This is a genomic window from Pseudomonas sp. UBA5666, assembly GCF_002420785.1.
Taxonomy (GTDB): domain Bacteria; phylum Pseudomonadota; class Gammaproteobacteria; order Pseudomonadales; family Pseudomonadaceae; genus Aquipseudomonas; species Aquipseudomonas fulva.
Genome location: NZ_DIIQ01000014.1, coordinates 91,758 through 109,295, shown reverse-complemented (window position 1 = coordinate 109,295; position 17,538 = coordinate 91,758). Strand labels below are relative to the sequence as shown.

Sequence of the window (17,538 nt, the reverse complement as noted above, 5' to 3'; positions counted from 1 at the left end):
GGGGCCGGCGTGCCGGTGATCGGGGCTGCCCGCGCCCCACTTTTCAAGCCCACGACAAGAAAGAGAGGCTACCACCGTGATAGACGCACTGAACCATTTGCCCCGCCCAAGGGCCGGCAGCGACCAGTTGGCCGAGCATTTCAGCGACCTGGTCCCACCCCTGACCGCGCGCCAGGCCGCCGTGGAGAGCGCGCGCTGCCTGTACTGCTACGATGCTCCGTGTATCAATGCCTGCCCCAGCGACATCGACATTCCGTCCTTCATCCGCCGCATCAGTGATGACAACCTGCAAGGCGCTGCTGAACGGATCCTGTCGGCCAACATCCTCGGTGGCAGTTGTGCCCGTGTCTGCCCCACCGAAATCCTCTGCGAACAGGCCTGCGTGCGCAACAACGCGCAGGAATGCGCGCCGGTGCTGATTGGCCAATTGCAACGCTATGCCTTGGATAACGCCCAGTTCAGCGAACACCCCTTCCAGCGCTCCCCGGCTACCGGCAAGCGCATCGCAGTAGTCGGCGCCGGCCCGGCGGGCTTGTCTTGTGCACATCGTCTGGCCATGCACGGGCACGATGTGGTCGTCTTCGAAGCCAGTGAGAAACCGGGTGGCCTGAACGAGTACGGTATCGCCCGCTATAAGTTGGTTGATGATTTTGCCCAACGTGAAGTGGCGTTTTTGCTGGGCATCGGGGGCATCGAGATCCGCTATGGCCAGCGCCTGGGCAGTGACCTGGGGCTCGGTGACCTGCGGGATCAGTACGATGCCGTCTTTCTCGGCCTTGGGCTCAGTGCCGTGCGGCAACTGGGCCTGCCCGATGAACAGGCACCTGGCGTGCTGGCTGCCACCGACTACATCCGCGAACTGCGCCAGGCCGATGACCTGAGTCGGTTGCCCTTGGCCGACCGTTGCCTGGTGATCGGCGCCGGAAACACGGCGATCGACATGGCCGTGCAGATGAGCCGACTGGGGGCGCGCGACGTCAACCTGGTGTATCGCCGTGGGGCGTCCGACATGGGCGCCACGGGCCACGAGCAAGCCATCGCCAAGGCCAACCAGGTGCGTCTGCATACCTGGGCGCGCCCCGACGCCGTACTGCTGAGCGACGATGGCAAGGTACGCGGCATGCGCTTCGCTCGCACCGCAATGGTAGACGGTCGCCTGGGCGACACTGGAGAAACCTTCGAACTGGCTGCCGACGCGATCTTCAAGGCCATCGGGCAGCGCTTCGAAGACCAAAGCGTGGGGGACCCGGTCGCCGCGCAGCTGGCGCGCGACGGCGAGCGCATTCGCGTCGATGCGTGCATGCAGACCAGCCTACCGGGCGTGTATGCCGGCGGTGACTGCACCGCCCTGGGCCAGGACCTCACCGTGCAGGCCGTACAACATGGCAAGGTAGCTGCCCAGGCCATCCATGCCCAACTCATGCTCAACGTGGAGGCCGCCTAAATGGCTGACTTGTCTATCGTCTTCGCCGGCATTCGCGCCCCCAATCCCTTCTGGCTGGCCTCGGCCCCGCCCACCGACAAGGCCTACAACGTGGTACGCGCCTTCGAAGCGGGTTGGGGTGGCGTGGTCTGGAAAACACTGGGGGAAGACCCAGCAGCGGTGAACGTGTCATCGCGATATTCGGCGCACTTCGGCGCCAATCGCCTGGTTCAGGGCATCAACAACATCGAGTTGATCACCGATCGATCACTGGAAATCAACCTGCGGGAGATCACTCAGGTCAAGAAGGACTGGCCGGACCGTGCACTGATCGTGTCGCTGATGGTGCCGTGCGAGGAGGCATCGTGGAAATTCATCCTGCCACTGGTAGAAGCCACAGGGGCCGATGGAATCGAACTGAACTTCGGCTGCCCCCACGGGATGCCCGAGCGGGGCATGGGGGCGGCGGTGGGCCAGGTGCCTGAGTATGTGGAGATGGTCACCCGCTGGTGCAAGACCCACTGCTCACTGCCGGTGATCGTAAAGCTCACCCCCAACATCACCGACATTCGCCAGTCGGCTCGAGCAGCGCATCGAGGCGGCGCTGATGCGGTATCGCTGATCAACACCATCAACTCCATCACCAGCGTGGACCTGGACCGCATGGTGGCCCACCCAATTGTCGGCGACCAAAGCACGCACGGCGGTTACTGCGGCTCCGCCGTCAAACCCATCGCCCTGAACATGGTTGCGGAGATCGCCCGCGACCCCGCCACCCAGGGCTTGCCGATCTGCGGGATTGGCGGTATCGGCAATTGGCGTGATGCTGCCGAGTTCGTGGCTCTGGGCAGCGGCGCGGTTCAAGTCTGCACCGCCGCCATGCTGCATGGCTTTCGCATCGTCGAGGACATGAAGGACGGCCTTGCACGTTGGATGGACCAGCATGGGCATGCCCGTCTTGAAGACTTCAGAGGCCAGGCGGTCGGTCACACCACTGACTGGAAGTACCTGGACCTCAACTACCAGTCCATTGCGCACATCGATCAGCACGCTTGCATTGGTTGCGGCCGGTGTCATATCGCCTGCGAGGATACCTCCCACCAGGCCATCGCCAGTACGGTGAAGGCCGACGGTACCCATGCCTACAGCGTGATCGAAGAGGAATGCGTAGGCTGCAATCTATGCCAGATCACCTGTCCCGTTGAAGACTGCATCGAGATGGTGGCACAAGACACCGGCAAGCCGTACCTGAACTGGACGCAGGACCCGCGCAACCCGTATCGGGAGGTTGGTTGAGGGTAGGGAGTGTGGATGCAGGCGCGGTTTCGCCAGACGCCGGATCCGTCGCGGTGGGGCGCACATGGGCCCTGATGTTTATGATTCACGGCTCAAATCCTGGGGCCGCCCAGCGGCCCCAGGGTCTATACTCCTGCATCATCGTGCGCCGGGACCGCTGCACGCCCTCTGCCGGTGGCAGTCAACAGCCGTCTGACGCCTCAAGGCTCTAACCCAATACCTCGCAGGATTACACGGGTGACCGTCTGCACAGCGTTTTCGAAGTCTCGGTCGGACAGCGGCTCGCCTTCGTTGAGCAAGGCCACCTGGTAACCGAAGTCGGCATAATGCTGGGTCGATGCCCATATCATGTACAGCAGCGCCGACGGCTGCACCGGCAGAATGCGCCCCTCCTCCACCCAGCGGCGGATCTTCGCCTCCTTTAGCCTGGCCCAGGGCACCAGGCTCTCATCCAGGTCCGCTTTGAGCACCGGCGCACCGTGCAGCATCTCCTCGGCCCAGATTTTCGAGCCCAGCGGCCGTGAACGGGAGTGTGCCATCTTCGCGCGGATATAACTGGTCAGCACGACGCGAGGGTCATCGAAGTGCTCGAAGCTCAACGCGTCTTGCTTCCAGACTTCGAGCAAGTCCTGCAGCACCGCTCGAAACAGGTCGTCCTTGGTCTTGAAGTAGTAGTGAAGATTCGAGCGCGGCAGCTGCGCCTGTTCGGCGATATCGCCCATGGAAGTGGCAGCGAAGCCCTTCTCGGCGAATACGCGTTCGGCAGCCTGCAGAATCTTTTCGACGTTGCGACGACGGATTTCAATCTTGTGGTTGGCCATCAGGCGTCGGCCGTCCACACGGCCAACTCGAACCCATCCGGATCGGTGAAATGAAAACGGCGACCGCCCGGAAACGCGAACACTGCCCTGCTGACGGTGCCGCCCGCTGCTTGCACCCGTCGCTGGGTGACCTGCAAGTCATCTGCATAGAGAATGACCAGAGGCCCTCCTGGCCGCACGGGCTCACCTGTAGTGAAACCACCCGTCAGCCGGCCGTCGCTGAACTCGGTGTAGGCTGGCCCGTAATCGGTGAACTTCCAGCCGAACACCGCTGCGTAGAATGCTTTGCTGCGCGCGATGTCGCTGACGTTGAACTCGATGTTGTCGATCTGACGATCCCTACCGCGAATACCCATGAACGCTCCGTGCTCTCGGAAATGTTCCGTAGTCTACTCCGCTTGCGTAGCGAAACCATGAGCCGGCGCAAGCGCCGGCTACCAGGCTTCAGGCGCTGGCGCGCACGCGCGCAGGGCATTGCGCACGGTGCAGGTTGAGCGCGGTATTGATGATGCCGATATGGCTGAACGCCTGCGGGAAGTTACCCAGCATGCGCTTGCCTACCGGATCGTACTGCTCGGCCAGCAGGCCCACATCGTTGCACAGCTCGGTCAGCCGTTGATACAGCGCGTGCGCTTCGGCCTGGCGTCCCAGCAGCACGTACACGTCGGCCAGCCAGAAGGAGCACACCAGGAATGTCCCCTCGCCTGCCGTCAGGCCATCGGTGCAGCTGTCGGTGTCGTAGCGCAGCAACAGGCCGTTGTGCAACAGGCGCTTTTCGATCTGGGCCAAGGTTCGCAGAAACCGCGGGTCGTGGGCCGGCAAGAAGCCGGTCAACGCGATGTGCAGCAGGCTGGCATCCATCTCGCAAGAGCCGTAGGCCTGCACGAAGTGCTGGCCCTGAGCATCGAGCCCCTGCTCGCACACTTCCCGGTGGATCTGATCAGCGACCTGCCGGTAGTGAAGGCCGCGTTCACGGTCCTCCTCGGTGGTTTCGGCAAGCCCCGCAGCGCGGTCGAACGCCACCCAGGCCATGACCTTGGAGTGTACGAAGTGCTGCCGACCACCGCGTACTTCCCAGATGCCTTCATCAGGCTCACGCCAGATGCTTTCCAGGTACGGCATGATCACCCGGCTGATCGCGGCACTGCGCGGATGCCTGGGCAGGCCACCACGGATTGCCTGGCTCATGGCGTCGGCCAGTTCACCATAGATATCCAGCTGTGTTTGCGCGGCGGCTGCGTTGCCCACCCGCACAGGCTGGGAGTGCTCGTAACCGGCCAGCCAGGGCAACGTGTACTCCTGAAGGTCACGCTCACCGGCCAGGCCGTACATGATCTGCATCTGCTCCGGGTTGCCCGCCACCGAACGCAGCAGCCATTCACGCCAGGCCTGGGCTTCTTCGAAGTACCCCAGGTTCATGAAGGCCAGCAAGGTCATGGTGGCATCGCGCAGCCAGCAGAAGCGGTAGTCCCAGTTACGCTCACCGCCCACGCGCTCGGGTAGCGAGGTCGTCACCGCCGCCACGATCCCGCCCGTGGGCGCATAGGTCATGGCCTTGAGCACCAGCAGCGAGCGGCGGACCAAGGCCGTGTACGGTCCCACGTCCGGGCACTTGGCTGCAAAGGCCTGCCACTGATCCACGGTGGCCTTGAGGCAGGCATCGACGTCCTGTTCGGCGGGAACCGCCAGGTGCGAAGGGTGATGACGCAAGCTGAACACATGCCGCTCGCCCTCGCCTACCCGCATACGCGCCACCGTGTGATGATCGCGAGCATGGGGGGCCACGGTCGAGGACAGGATCAAGCGGTCCGGGCCTGCTACCGCGCTGAGGGTCAGCGGGTCGAGCCGCTCTACCCAAGGGACGCTGCGCCCGTAGTCAAAGCGCATCACCAGGTCCATTTCGAACGTGGTCTGACCCGAAAGCCCTTCGACAATGCGCACGACCGCGTTCTCGTCACCCAAGGGCATGAAATCCAGCACCCGCGCCTTTCCCGAGGCCGTGACCCAGACGGTTTCAAGCACCAGCGTGTCGTCCAGGTAGCGCCGTGTGCGCTCTGTCACAGGGTCCGAGGGCGCCAGGCGCCAACGGCCATTTTCCTCGTTGCCCAGCAAGGCTGCGAATACCGCTGGCGCATCGAAACGCGGCAGGCACAGCCAGTCGAGCGAGCCGTCGCTGCTAACCAGGGCTGCACTGCGGCAGTTGCCCAGCAGGGCATAATCTTCAATATGGGCAGGCATCGATACTCCTGGAATTCAGTGCGTCAGTAGTGCCGGACCCGCTTTCGCGGACAGGCCCGGCACCACGCGATCGGATCGAAACGGTGCAACGTCAACCCAGCCGGTGCCACTCGCGCTTGTCCCGGGCCAGCAGCTCGTTGCCCGCCTCCGGGCCATCCTGGCCGGCCTCGTAGTCGTGCACTTCCCCGCCCTGGGCCCAGGCATCGAGAAACGGCTGGACGGCGCGCCAGCCGTTCTCGATGTTGTCGGCACGCTGAAACAACGTCTGGTCGCCTGTCAGGCAGTCGTAGATCAAGGTTTCGTAACCGGTGGCCGGGGTCATCTTGAAGAAGTCTTTGTAGGCGAAACCCAGCTCGACATTCTCCATCACCAGTTCCGGCCCTGGCCGCTTGGCCTGAAGGTCGAACCACATGCCTTCGTTGGGCTGGATCTGGATCTTCAGGTAATTGGGCTTGGGCCTTTGCAACGCGGACTCTCGGAACTGGGCATACGGCGCCGGCTTGAAGCAGATGGCGATTTCCGTATCGCGCACGCTCATGCGCTTACCGGTGCGCAGGTAAAAGGGCACACCGGCCCAGCGCCAGTTGTCGATCATGATCTTCATGGCCACGAACGTTTCGGTCTGGCTGTCAGGTTCCACCTTGCTTTCCTGGCGGTAACCCGGCACGTGCTTCCCGCCCAGGGTGCCGGCTACATATTGGCCGCGAACCGAGTTCTTCAATGCCATCTTGGTCGACCACGGGCGGATCGCGCCGATCACCTTGGCTTTCTCCCCGCGAACCGCGTCGGCGGCAAACGCTGCAGGCGGCTCCATGGCCACCATCGCCAGCAGCTGGAACAGATGATTGGGCACCATGTCGCGCATTGCACCGGTGCTGTCATAGAACGCACCACGGGTTTCGACCCCTACGGTTTCAGCGGCGGTGATCTGCACATGGTCGATGTAATGATTGTTCCAGAACGACTCGAACAGCCCGTTGGAGAAACGGCTGACCAGGATGTTCTGGACGGTTTCCTTGCCCAGGAAATGGTCGATCCGGTAAATCTGACGCTCGCCCATCACGTTCAGCAGGCAGGCGTTGAGCGCCTCGGCGCTGGCAAGGTCGTGTCCGAACGGTTTCTCGATGACCACCCGGCGAAACCCGCCGCCCGATTCGTCCAGCAACCCGGCTTCCCCGAGGCGCTTGGCCACTTCGGGGAAGAACCGTGGGGAGGTCGCCAGGTAGAAAATGGCGTTGCCATGGCTGGTCTTGTCGATGCGCTGGGCGATCGCCTCATAAGTCGCCGCGTCGAGAAAGTCCCCGGTCTGATAGTCTAGGCGCTTGGCAAGGCTGGCCCAGAGCTTTTCGTCCAGGTTCGCTGGAGCACCCTCGCCACCTTTGTCGCGCTCGGCCATGAACGCATGCAAACGTTCAGCAAATTCCTCGGCGCTGACAGCATTGTGGTCGACACCCACGATGCGCAGGTCCCGATCGAGCAGGCCATCACGGCTGAGGTTGTAGAGCGCAGGCATCAGCAGTCGCTTGACCAGGTCGCCATTGGCGCCGAACAGGAACAAGGTGCAGGGTGGAGCAGCGGGCGTTGCCGGTTTTTTGCTCATTCAGGTTTCTTCTCAACGTGCCCACCGAACCCAAGGCGCATGGCCGAGAGAATCTTGTCGCCATACGTGCCTTGTTGCTGGCGCGAACGGAAACGCGCGAACAGCGCACTGGACAGCACCGGGACTGGCACTGCCTGCTCGACGGCCGCGTCGATGGTCCAGCGCCCTTCCCCGCTGTCCGACACCGAGCCGCTGAACTGGGCCAACTGAGGGTCGGCCACCAGCGCGTCGGCGGTCAGGTCCAGCAGCCAGGACGTGACCACGCTGCCACGACGCCACACTTCGGCGATCTCGGCCACGTTCAGGTCAAAGCGCTGGTCCTCGGGCAGCTCGTCACCGCCTTTGCTGCGCAGCAGGTCGAAGCCTTCGGCGTAAGCCTGCATCAAGCCGTATTCGATGCCGTTGTGCACCATCTTCACGTAGTGCCCGGCACCCGGCGGGCCGGCATGGATATAGCCATGCTCGGCACGCTGTGGTTCTCCGGTGCGTCCGTGGGTGCGCGGGATGTCCCCGACACCGGGTGCGAGTGCTGCAAACAGGGGCTCCAGACGTTCGAACACGTCCTTTTCCCCGCCGATCATCATGCAGTAACCGCGTTCCAGGCCCCATACCCCGCCCGAGGTACCGACATCCAGGTAGTGAAGCCCACGCTGGGCCAGTTCTGCGGCGCGGCGCATGTCGTCTTTGTAGAAAGTATTACCACCGTCGATGATCGAATCGCCAGGTTCCAGCAAGTCAGCCAGCTGGGCAATGGTCTGCTCGGTAGGCGCCCCGGCGGGAAGCATGACCCAGACGGCACGAGGCGCCTGGAGTTTCTCGACCAGTGCAGCCAGGTCAGCCGCCCCGACGCTGCCTTCGCCCTCCAGAGCAGTAACGGCTTGTGCGTTGCGGTCATGCACCACGGTGTGATGGCCAGCGAGCATAAGCCGCCTTGCGATGTTGCCGCCCATGCGGCCCAGCCCGACGATTCCCAATTGCATGAGCAGGTGCTCCCCTTCTGGAATGAGTGACGACGTTTCGCCTTTCAGGTTAGTCCAGTGGACGGCATGAGGGTTCAGCGACGGGCGGTATGTTCATGTTGGTTTATTGGGGACGAGACGCCGCGCTATCTGCTATTCAGGGTGCGCAAGTCAATTTAACAGCGCTCGATCAATCAAGGCCCCGTCATACAGCACGGGTCGCACCGTTAAGGTGCAAAGCAATACACACAGCGCCGCTCGTCGCCTCTCGCCGGCGTGCAATAAAAGCGCCCTGAGTGCTCGGCGAGTTGATGCCAACGTTTGCGTCTAGCACGGGGGCCGCCTGGAATGACCGTTCGGTCACATTTGTAATATTTCTCGCCTACACTCAAGTTCCGGCCCGCCATTTGCTCATTGGAAGAGCAACGGAAAAAAAGTCGAACTTTAAGGAAAGCCGGCAGGTCAGGAACTAAGCAGGCCAGATGAAATGGGTTATTCCCACGCACGGCCCGCCCACCCCAACCAGTCCACTCGCCTTTTGGCCGGAATGCCAAATGCGCTGTGCCTGTGCGCACGACTCGGGGGCAAGGATTGCAGTACGCAGAATTCGCAAAGAGAGAATCAACACGAAAGACCGCCGCGGTTTATCAGTGCCCGGCCAAGCTTAGGGACGGAGAGAAAGAATGATCAGTGCCGCTGTCGCGACTCAAGTAGCTACCTTTACATCGGAACACCGCGAACCGCTCATCCCGGAGCTCGCCAAGACAGGCAAGGCACCTGGCGCCCAGCGCCAGAACAACCCGAACAAACGCAAGATCCTTTTCGTCACCTCGGAAATCGCTGACCTGGTGAAGACCGGTGGTTTGGGCGACGTCTCCGCGGCGTTGCCTCGCGCCCTTGCCCACCTGCACGACGTGCGTGTGCTGATCCCGGGTTACCCGCAGGTGGTGGAAAGCGACAACCCCATCCACATCGTCGGTGAGCTGGGCGGCCATGCAGCCTTGCCCCCTTGCAAGATCGGCCGGATGGACTTGCCCGACGGGCTGGTGATCTACGTGTTGATCTGCCCAGAGCTCTACCAGCGTCCCGGCACGCCTTACGCAGCAGAAAACGGTCGCGACTGGCCGGACAACCATATCCGTTTCGCCCGCCTGGGCCTGGCGGCTGCAGAAATCGCAGCCGGTGAAGGCATGATCCATTGGAAACCGGAAATGGTGCATGCCCATGACTGGCCAGCGGGCCTGGCCCCTGCGTACATGCACTGGCGCGGCTTGAGCACCCCGACCCTGTTCACCATTCACAACCTGGCCTACCAGGGTGTCTACAGCCGTGGCTGCAGCCCGGAACTGGCCATACCCGACCATGCCATGCAGCAGGAAGGCATGGAGTTCTACGGCAAGCTCTCCTTCCTGAAAGCTGGCCTGGCCTACTCCAGCCATATCACCACGGTCAGTGCCACCTACGCCCAGGAAATCACCACCCCCGAATTCGGCTGCGGCCTGGACGGTTTCCTGGCCAGCAAGGCGCAACAGGGGCTATTGGGCGGCATTCCGAACGGCATCGACGAAAGCTGGGATGCAGCGACCGACAAGCACCTGCAGCACAATTTCAGCATCAACGACTGGGAAGGCAAGGCGCGCAATGCACAGGCAGTGCGCGAGCTGTTCCAGCTGGACCCCTCCGAGGGCCCGCTGTTCGCCGTGGTCTCGCGCCTGGTCTACCAGAAAGGGCTGGACCTGACCCTGGGCGTTGCCGAGTACATCGTCGAGCAAGGCGGCCAAATTGCAATCATTGGTCGTGGCGAGCCTGAAGAAGAGCAAGCCATGCGCGAACTGGCCCTGCGTCATCCCGGCCGTGTGGGTGTACGCATCGGCTTCAACGAAACCGACGCACGCCGCATGTTCGCTGGCAGCGACTTCCTGCTGATGCCTTCGCGCTACGAGCCATGTGGCCTCAGCCAGATGTACGCTCAGCGCTTCGGCTCGCTGCCCGTTGCACGCAAGACCGGCGGGCTGGCCGATACCATCGAGAACGGCGTAACAGGTTTCCTGTTCGACGAGTCGACGGTAGAAAGCTACCGCGAGGCGCTCAGCCGGGCGTTCTACATCTACCAGAAGAAAGACCTGCTCAATGCCATGCGTTGCCTGTCCATGACCCAGCCATTCAACTGGTGCCAAGCGGTGGAACCCTACGCACGCTTGTACGAAGACCTGGTCAAGCAAGCCCAATTGGCTCATTACTGAAGAGAGGTCGAAGATGCAAAGGCATGGCGCACATGTTGAGGACGCCACGTCGGCGCGCTTCGCCCTCTGGGCACCCGACGCGCGCAGCGTGAGTTTGGAATTGCAGCACCAGGACGCCGTCGACCTCGTTCCCGATGACGATGACGATGGATGGTTCATTGGCACCGCCCCTGCCAAGCCAGGGGACCTGTACCGCTACTGCATCAATGGCGAGCTTCGCGTTGCCGACCCCGCATCGCGCTTTCAACCCGAGGGCGTCCACGGCCCCAGCCAAGTCGTGGACCTGGCCGGCTACACCTGGCAGCACCCCTGGCAAGGCCGCCCCTGGCACGAGGCGGTGATCCAGGAGCTGCATGTGGGCGTACTGGGTGGCTATGAAGGTGTGTCGAGCCATTTGCACCGTATTGCCTCGACCGGCATTACCGCCATTGAATTGATGCCGATCAGCCAATTCCCGGGCACCCGCAACTGGGGGTACGACGGCGTGCTGCCTTATGCAGCGCAGCACAACTACGGTACACCCGAGCAACTGTGCAGCCTGGTGGACCAGGCGCATGGCCACGGGCTGATGGTGATGCTCGATGTGGTCTACAACCACTTCGGCCCCGATGGCAACTTCCTGCATGAGTACGCCAGCTCGTTCTTTCGTGAAGACCGTCAGACCCCCTGGGGTGCCGCCATCGACTTCCGCCGGCCCGAGGTGCGTGAATATTTCATCCAGAACGCCCTGATGTGGATCTGCGATTACCGGATCGACGGCTTGCGTCTGGATGCGGTGCATGCCATCGATCAGCCTGACTTCCTCAAGGAACTGGCCAAGCGTGTGCGCGAGGCCGTCGAGCCGGGCCGACACGTGTGGCTGGTGCTGGAAAACGAGCACAACCAGGCGTTCTTGCTCGAACAAGGCTTCGACGCACAGTGGAACGACGATGGCCACAATGCGCTTCACGTGTTGCTGACCGATGAAACCGAAGGCTACTACGAAGACTACAAGGATGACCCGATCGGCAAGCTGGCGCGCTGCCTTGGCGAGGGCTTCGTCTTCCAGGGCCAGCTCAACCGCCATGGCGAACCACGCGGCGAACCCAGCGGCCACCTGCCGCCAAGCGCCTTCGTGCTGTTTCTGCAGAACCATGACCAGATCGGCAACCGCGCCATGGGCGAGCGTCTAACCCGGCTGACATCGCCCGCGGCCCTGCGCGCGGCAACCGGGCTACTGTTGCTGAGCCCGATGATTCCTTTGCTGTTCATGGGCGATGACGACGGCAGCCGTGCACCCTTCCTGTTCTTCACCGACTTTCATGATGAGCTCGCCGACGCGGTGCGCGAAGGCCGGCGCGGTGAATTCGAGCATTTTGCCGCCTTCGCCGACCCCGAAAAGCGTGCGCGTATTCCCGACCCGAACGCCGAGCAGACGTTCCACGCCTCCAGGCCTGACCCGCAGGATGTGATTGCCGGCTGGCATGGGCTGTACCAGCAGCTGCTCACTACGCGCCGCCAGCACCTGGTCCCGCGCCTGCCTGGCACCCGTTCCCTGGGCGCCGAGGTATTGGCTGACAAGGCGCTGACTGCACGCTGGCAGCTGGGGGATGGCAGTACCTTGCGCATCGATCTGAACCTGGGCGACCAGGCGCAGCACCTGGCGGCTGCGCCTGCAGGCACCTGCCTTTTCGACAGCGGCGACAAGGCGCACGCCGGCTCGACGCTTTCGCCCTTCAGCTGTGTGGTCACCCTGCTACCCCCAAACCAGGAGATGCCATGAGCGATTCCCTGCTTCACCGGCTCGCTCAACGGGCGGGCCTTGCCCGAAACTGGGTGGATGCCAACAACAAACCGCAGCAAGTGACCGACGAGGTACTGCGCAAACTCCTCGAAGCCCTGGGCCATCCGGCTGGCGACGACGCGCAACTACAAGACAGTCTATCCAGGCTTGAGCACAGCGATGACGCCCAGCACGTCCCGCCCCTGCTCACTGCCGACCAGGGCAAGCCGCTCGACCTCTCGCGGTATTTCCCAGCGCGGGCCCCGGTGTGTGGTCAGTTGGAAGATGGCAGTCACATCGACTTGCAGCTTGATGCCCAGGCCCACCTGCCAGGTGATTTTCCAGTCGGCTATCACCAACTGGAAGTGGCGCAGCATCGCTTTACGCTCGCGGTCGCACCGCCTGGTTGCCCGTCGTTGCATGACCTGGTCGAGGCGGCACCTGCGCGCTGCTGGGGCTTGTCGGCGCAGCTCTACAGCCTGCGCCGCCCCGGCGATGGTGGTTACGGTGACTGCATGGCCCTCGAGCAGCTGGTACGCAGTGCGGCCGAACGGGGCGCCGATGCGGTGGCGATCAGCCCTATCCATGCTTTGTCGGCCTTCGATCAACAACATTACAGCCCCTACTCGCCTTCGAGCAGGCTGCTGCTCAATACGCTTTACGCAAGCCCGGCGGCCATTCTGGGTGAACGCACCGTGCGCCTGGCGGTCGAGGCCTGCCACCTGGAACAGACCCTGACCTCGCTCGAGCAAGCGGCTTTGGTGGACTGGCCGCGCGCAGCCGATGCGCGCTACAAGCTGCTGGACGCGCTCTACCAGCACTTCAGCCAAGGCGATCACCCGCAACGCGCCGATTTCGAGAGTTATCGCCAGGCCGCAGGCGAGGCACTGGAGCACCATTGCCGTTTTGAAGTGCTGCAAGCCGAGGCGGTCGACAAAGGCCATGGGGCTGATTGGCGCAACTGGCCAGAGGCGTGGCGCGACCCCTTCGGAACCGAAGTCCGCGCCTTGGCCGAAAGTTATCCGGCCAGGGTAGAGTTTCACGCCTTCTGCCAATGGCTGACCGAGCGCAGCCTGCAGCGCGCTCAAGAGGCAGCCAAAGGCAGCGGCATGGTAGTCGGCCTGATTGCCGACCTCGCCGTTGGCGCCGATGGCGCCGGCAGCCAAGCCTGGAGCCGTCAGGACGAACTGCTGGCCAACCTCACCGTTGGCGCGCCACCTGACATCCTCAATCGCTCAGGCCAGGACTGGGGCATCTGCGGGTTCTCTCCCGAAGGGCTCAAGCGCAACGGCTATCGCGCGTTCATCGAGATGCTGCGTGCCAACCTGGCCCATGCCGGTGGCCTGCGCATCGATCATGTGATGGGTTTGCAACGGCTTTGGCTAATCCCGCGTGGTGGCAAGCCCAATGAAGGCGCCTACCTGTATTACCCGCTCGAAGACATGCTTCGCTTGCTGGCGCTCGAATCCAGCCGCCACGGTGCAATCATCCTGGGTGAAGACCTGGGCACGGTTCCGGACGGGCTACGCGAGGCCTTGGCGCAGAAAAACATCCTGGGCATGCGCGTGCTGCCCTTCGAGCAGGCGCCTCGAGGCCAGTTCACCCCTCAGCTTCAGTGGCCCGACGATGCCTTGGCGACCACCGGCACCCATGACCTGGCGACCGTGGCGGGTTGGTTGCAAAACCGGGACGTGGAGTGGAGCCGGCGACTGGGTCTGATTGATGAGTCCACCGAACAGCAATGGCGCGATGACCGCCGCAAAGAACACGAAGGCTTGCGCCGCACGCTTGAAACCCACTATGGCCCGCTGAAGGACGACACTGCCGTGATCGATGCCGCTATTGGTTATGTAGGCTACACCAAAGCTCCGCTGGTGCTGGTCCCGCTCGAAGACCTGCTGGGTCTGGAAGAACAGCCGAACATGCCCGGCACCACCGAAGGGCATCCCAACTGGCGCCGCCGTTTTGCCGAACCGGCAAGCCACATGCTTGACAACGAGGATGCCGCACGGCGCTTGGAAGTGTTGGCGCAAGCGCGCGAGCAGGCGTGGGAGCGCGACCGATGAAACCGCTCACTGCGACCCTGCGCCTGCAGTTCCACAGCGACTTTACCTTAGACCATGCTCTACCGCTGGTCCCCTACTTTGCTCAACTGGGCATCAGCCACCTGTACGCCTCGCCGATACTCAAGGCCCGAGCAGGTTCACGCCACGGTTACGACGTCGTCGATCCCACGCAGGTCAACCCGGAACTGGGCGGCGAAGCGGCCCTGGAGCGCCTGGTCAAGGCGCTGCGCCAGCACGGCATGGGCCTGATCGTGGACACCGTGTCCAACCACATGGCCGTAGGCGGCGCCGACAATCCCTGGTGGCAGAGTTTGTTGGCATGGGGCCGTCGCAGCCCATATGCGGAGTTCTTCGATATCCAGTGGCATTCCACCGACCCGCTACTGGCCGGTCAATTGCTGCTGCCGTTCCTGGGCAGCGATTACGGGGTAGCACTAAAAGAAGGCCAGATTCCCCTGGAATTCGACGCCGACCATGGGGTGCTACAAATCGCTCATTATGAGCACCGCTTCCCGATCTGCCCGGTCGACTACGGCTGGGTGCTGGCGCTAAGCGCTGACCCGACGCTGACCAGCCTGGCCGAACAGTTCACTGCCCTGGCCGAGTCGGCCACCCCGCTTGACGATGCCGCACCGCTGCACGCCGAACTGGCTCGTCGCGTGCGCGAAGGCGCCGACCTGGCGTCGGCCCTGGTGGCATTCGACAGCCGCAGCGAGGCCGGCTTCAAGCGCCTGCACCTGCTGCTGGAACGCCAGACCTACCGCTTGGCCAGCTGGCGCACCGCTGCCGACGACATCAACTGGCGGCGCTTTTTCGACATCAATGAGCTGGGCGGTTTGCGGGTCGAGCGCCCGGTGGTGTTCGAAGCCACCCACGCCAAGCTGTTCGAGTTGATCGAACGCGGCCTGGTCGATGGCCTGCGCATCGACCACATCGACGGCCTGGCAGACCCACGCGGTTATTGCCGCAAGCTGCGCCGGCGCGTGGACAGCCTGATGGCCAGCCGCCCGCTGGACGCTGACGTGGAGCACTTCCCCATCTACGTCGAGAAGATCCTCGGCGTCGATGAGCATCTGCACCGCGACTGGCTCACCGATGGCACCACCGGCTACGAGTTCATGAACCAGGTGTCGTTGTTGCAGCACGATCCGGCCGGTGAGGCCCCGCTGACCGAACTGTGGTCGACGGTCAGCGAGCGCCCCGCGTTCACCGAAGAAGTACGCCTGGCGCGCCATCTGGTGCTCAACGCCAGCCTGGCAGGTGATTGCGAATCGGTGGCGCAAGCCCTGCTGCAAGTCGCGCGAAACGACCTGATGACCCGCGATCTGTCCTTGGGCGCCATTCGTCGCGCCTTGCAGGCACTGGTGGCGCACTACCCGGTTTACCGCACTTACTTCAATGCCTGCGGCCGCCCGGCCGAGGACGAGGCATTCTTCCAGCAAGCCCTGGCCGATGCGCGCCAGGACCTGAGCGAGGCCGACTGGCCATTGCTCGAGCAACTGGAAAAATGGCTGGGCGGCGAAGGTTGGCGCCAGCTGCCACCGGGTCGTACCCGCAAGCAACTGCGCCACGCCTGCGTACGCTTCCAGCAATTGACCGCCCCCAGCGCGGCCAAGGCCGTCGAAGATACCGCGTTCTACCGCAGCGCCAGGTTGCTCTCGCGCAACGATGTGGGCTTTGAAGCCGAACGCTTCAGCGCACCGCTTGAGCACTTCCACAACGAGGCCCAGCGACGCCTGCGGGACTTCCCGGACAACCTGCTGGCTACCGCCACCCACGACCACAAGCGCGGTGAAGACACACGCGCTCGCCTGGCTGTGCTGAGCGAACGCGGCCCCTGGCTGGCCAGCCGCATGGCGCACTGGCGCGAGCTGGCAGCGCCGTTGCGCGCACAGCTGGAGGATGGCATGGCGCCAAGCCCTGGGGATGAAATGCTGCTGCTCCAGACCCTGCTGGGCACCTGGCCCTTGGGCTTGGCCGTCGATGACGCCCAAGGCTTGAAGCAGTTCGCCGAACGTGTCGCTCAGTGGCAACAGAAGGCGTTGCGCGAGGCCAAGCTGCGCAGCAGTTGGAACGCACCCAACGAAGCCTACGAAAAGGGCTGTGCTCGCTATCTGGAAGGGTTGCTGCTGGAGGCCGATGCCCTGCCCCTGCGTACCTCCATCGCCGATGCGGCGCAGCTGATCAGTTGCCCGGGAGCGCTCAACAGCCTGGTGCAGGCGTTCATGCGCATGACCGTGCCGGGGGTGCCTGATCTCTATCAGGGCAACGAATACTGGGACTTCAGCCTGGTGGACCCGGACAACCGCCGACCCGTCGACTACCCCGCTCGACGCAGCACCTTGGCAGAGGCCGCGCCGCTCGACGCGTTGCTAAGCCACTGGCACGACGGCCGGGTCAAGCAGGCGCTGGTGGCCCGCGTACTGGACTGCCGCATGGCCAACCCAGAGCTGTTCCGCCGGGGCAGCTACCTGCCATTGACCGTCAAGGGACGCCATGCCGACAAGATCGTCGCCTTCGCCCGCCTGGGCGACACCCAACGCGCCGTCATCGTCGCGCCGCGCCTGGCCAGCGGTCTGCTGGGGGCTGCGCAGAGCCCTCACGTCCCTGCCCAGAACTGGGAAGATACCCGGGTCATATTGCCGTTCGACTTCTCACCTGCCAATTCGACTGGACTTTTCGGCGGGGCCGTTGTCAGCCCTGTAAGAGAGTTGATGGTTTGTGCTGTGCTGTCGGACTTTCCAGTCAATCTGTTGATCGAAGATAACTAGCATTCAGGAGCGTCATATGAGTGTCGATGATAAACGCATACGCGAGTTTGCCTACCAGATCTGGGAGTCGGAAGGTAAGCCACACGGTGAGGAAGAACGTCACTGGGACATGGCCCGCAAACTGGCAGAAGCCGAGGCCAAGGCTCCGGGGGCCAAAGCCAAGTCACCCGCCAAGCCCAAGGCGCCTGCCAAGCCCAAAGCCGCTGCTGCACCCAAGCCGCCAGCCGATCCCAAGGTCGCTGCACTGCCAGGGGTGAAGCCTGCGGCTTCGAAGAAGCCACGCGCACCGAAAAAGCCGACCGCTAGCTGAACCATCCACGGCCCTGCCGTCTTCAGCGCCGCACTGGCACCGAGCCCCT

The 17,538-nt window shown here is 63.3% G+C and carries 12 protein-coding genes; 7 read left to right on the top strand and 5 right to left on the bottom strand.

The annotated features are described in order from the left end of the window. Positions 1-76: 76 nt before the first annotated feature. Both B2Y33_RS08390 and preA read left to right on the top strand, forming a co-directional pair. On the top strand, positions 77-1,444 hold the full coding sequence (locus tag B2Y33_RS08390; protein ID WP_206405410.1) for an NAD(P)-dependent oxidoreductase: 1,368 nt from the start codon (positions 77-79) through the stop codon (positions 1,442-1,444). After that, positions 1,445-2,719: an NAD-dependent dihydropyrimidine dehydrogenase subunit PreA gene (preA, locus tag B2Y33_RS08385; protein ID WP_206405411.1), complete on the top strand. Its 1,275-nt coding sequence runs from the start codon at positions 1,445-1,447 to the stop codon at positions 2,717-2,719. A 200-nt stretch (positions 2,720-2,919) separates the two neighbouring features. On the opposite strand, the gene B2Y33_RS08380 is transcribed toward preA, so the two are convergent. The 5 genes from B2Y33_RS08380 to gnd form a co-directional block, all read right to left on the bottom strand. After that, the gene (locus B2Y33_RS08380; protein WP_027916208.1) at positions 2,920-3,540 is read right to left on the bottom strand and encodes a TetR/AcrR family transcriptional regulator; all 621 of its coding nucleotides are present in this window, start codon (positions 3,538-3,540) and stop codon (positions 2,920-2,922) included. Continuing rightward, on the bottom strand, positions 3,540-3,896 hold the full coding sequence (locus B2Y33_RS08375) for a VOC family protein (protein WP_027916209.1): 357 nt from the start codon (positions 3,894-3,896) through the stop codon (positions 3,540-3,542). The genes B2Y33_RS08380 and B2Y33_RS08375 overlap by 1 nt, the downstream gene beginning before the upstream one ends. Before the next feature lie 88 nt (positions 3,897-3,984). Further along, positions 3,985-5,778, bottom strand: a complete 1,794-nt coding sequence (locus B2Y33_RS08370) for a glycoside hydrolase family 15 protein (RefSeq protein WP_027916210.1) — start codon at positions 5,776-5,778, stop codon at positions 3,985-3,987. Between the two features lie 91 nt (positions 5,779-5,869). Then, positions 5,870-7,378, bottom strand: a complete 1,509-nt coding sequence (gene zwf, locus B2Y33_RS08365) for a glucose-6-phosphate dehydrogenase (protein WP_049695755.1) — start codon at positions 7,376-7,378, stop codon at positions 5,870-5,872. Then, on the bottom strand, positions 7,375-8,358 hold the full coding sequence (gene gnd, locus B2Y33_RS08360; RefSeq protein WP_027916212.1) for a phosphogluconate dehydrogenase (NAD(+)-dependent, decarboxylating): 984 nt from the start codon (positions 8,356-8,358) through the stop codon (positions 7,375-7,377). Before gnd ends, zwf begins: the two co-directional genes overlap by 4 nt. Before the next feature lie 662 nt (positions 8,359-9,020). On the opposite strand from gnd, the gene glgA reads away from it, so the two are divergent. From glgA to B2Y33_RS08335, 5 genes are read left to right on the top strand one after another with little or no spacing between them, the layout of a single operon-like run. Further along, positions 9,021-10,580, top strand: coding sequence for a glycogen synthase GlgA (glgA, locus tag B2Y33_RS08355; RefSeq protein ID WP_027916213.1), 1,560 nt, complete (start codon positions 9,021-9,023; stop codon positions 10,578-10,580). 13 nt (positions 10,581-10,593) lie between these two features. Then, complete coding sequence (treZ, locus tag B2Y33_RS08350; protein ID WP_059183842.1) at positions 10,594-12,342, top strand: malto-oligosyltrehalose trehalohydrolase; 1,749 nt, start codon at positions 10,594-10,596, stop codon at positions 12,340-12,342. Then, positions 12,339-14,408 (top strand): 4-alpha-glucanotransferase, encoded by a 2,070-nt coding sequence (gene malQ, locus B2Y33_RS08345; protein ID WP_059183841.1) that lies wholly within the window; start codon positions 12,339-12,341, stop codon positions 14,406-14,408. Before treZ ends, malQ begins: the two co-directional genes overlap by 4 nt. Continuing rightward, a complete protein-coding gene (locus tag B2Y33_RS08340; protein WP_059183840.1) occupies positions 14,405-17,179 on the top strand; it encodes a malto-oligosyltrehalose synthase in 2,775 nt (924 codons plus the stop codon). The genes malQ and B2Y33_RS08340 overlap by 4 nt, the downstream gene beginning before the upstream one ends. A gap of 16 nt (positions 17,180-17,195) precedes the next feature. Then, a complete protein-coding gene (locus B2Y33_RS08335; protein ID WP_027916217.1) occupies positions 17,196-17,489 on the top strand; it encodes a DUF2934 domain-containing protein in 294 nt (97 codons plus the stop codon). Positions 17,490-17,538 lie beyond the last annotated feature (49 nt).

Coding starts and splice junctions, on each gene's coding strand:
- preA (WP_206405411.1), top strand. CDS start 1,445: ATGGCTGACTTGTCTATCGTCTTCGCCGGCATTCGCGCCCCCAATCCC.
- B2Y33_RS08380 (WP_027916208.1), bottom strand. CDS start 3,540: ATGGCCAACCACAAGATTGAAATCCGTCGTCGCAACGTCGAAAAGATT.
- B2Y33_RS08375 (WP_027916209.1), bottom strand. CDS start 3,896: ATGGGTATTCGCGGTAGGGATCGTCAGATCGACAACATCGAGTTCAAC.
- B2Y33_RS08370 (WP_027916210.1), bottom strand. CDS start 5,778: ATGCCTGCCCATATTGAAGATTATGCCCTGCTGGGCAACTGCCGCAGT.
- zwf (WP_049695755.1), bottom strand. CDS start 7,378: ATGAGCAAAAAACCGGCAACGCCCGCTGCTCCACCCTGCACCTTGTTC.
- gnd (WP_027916212.1), bottom strand. CDS start 8,358: ATGCAATTGGGAATCGTCGGGCTGGGCCGCATGGGCGGCAACATCGCA.
- glgA (WP_027916213.1), top strand. CDS start 9,021: ATGATCAGTGCCGCTGTCGCGACTCAAGTAGCTACCTTTACATCGGAA.
- treZ (WP_059183842.1), top strand. CDS start 10,594: ATGCAAAGGCATGGCGCACATGTTGAGGACGCCACGTCGGCGCGCTTC.
- malQ (WP_059183841.1), top strand. CDS start 12,339: ATGAGCGATTCCCTGCTTCACCGGCTCGCTCAACGGGCGGGCCTTGCC.
- B2Y33_RS08340 (WP_059183840.1), top strand. CDS start 14,405: ATGAAACCGCTCACTGCGACCCTGCGCCTGCAGTTCCACAGCGACTTT.
- B2Y33_RS08335 (WP_027916217.1), top strand. CDS start 17,196: ATGAGTGTCGATGATAAACGCATACGCGAGTTTGCCTACCAGATCTGG.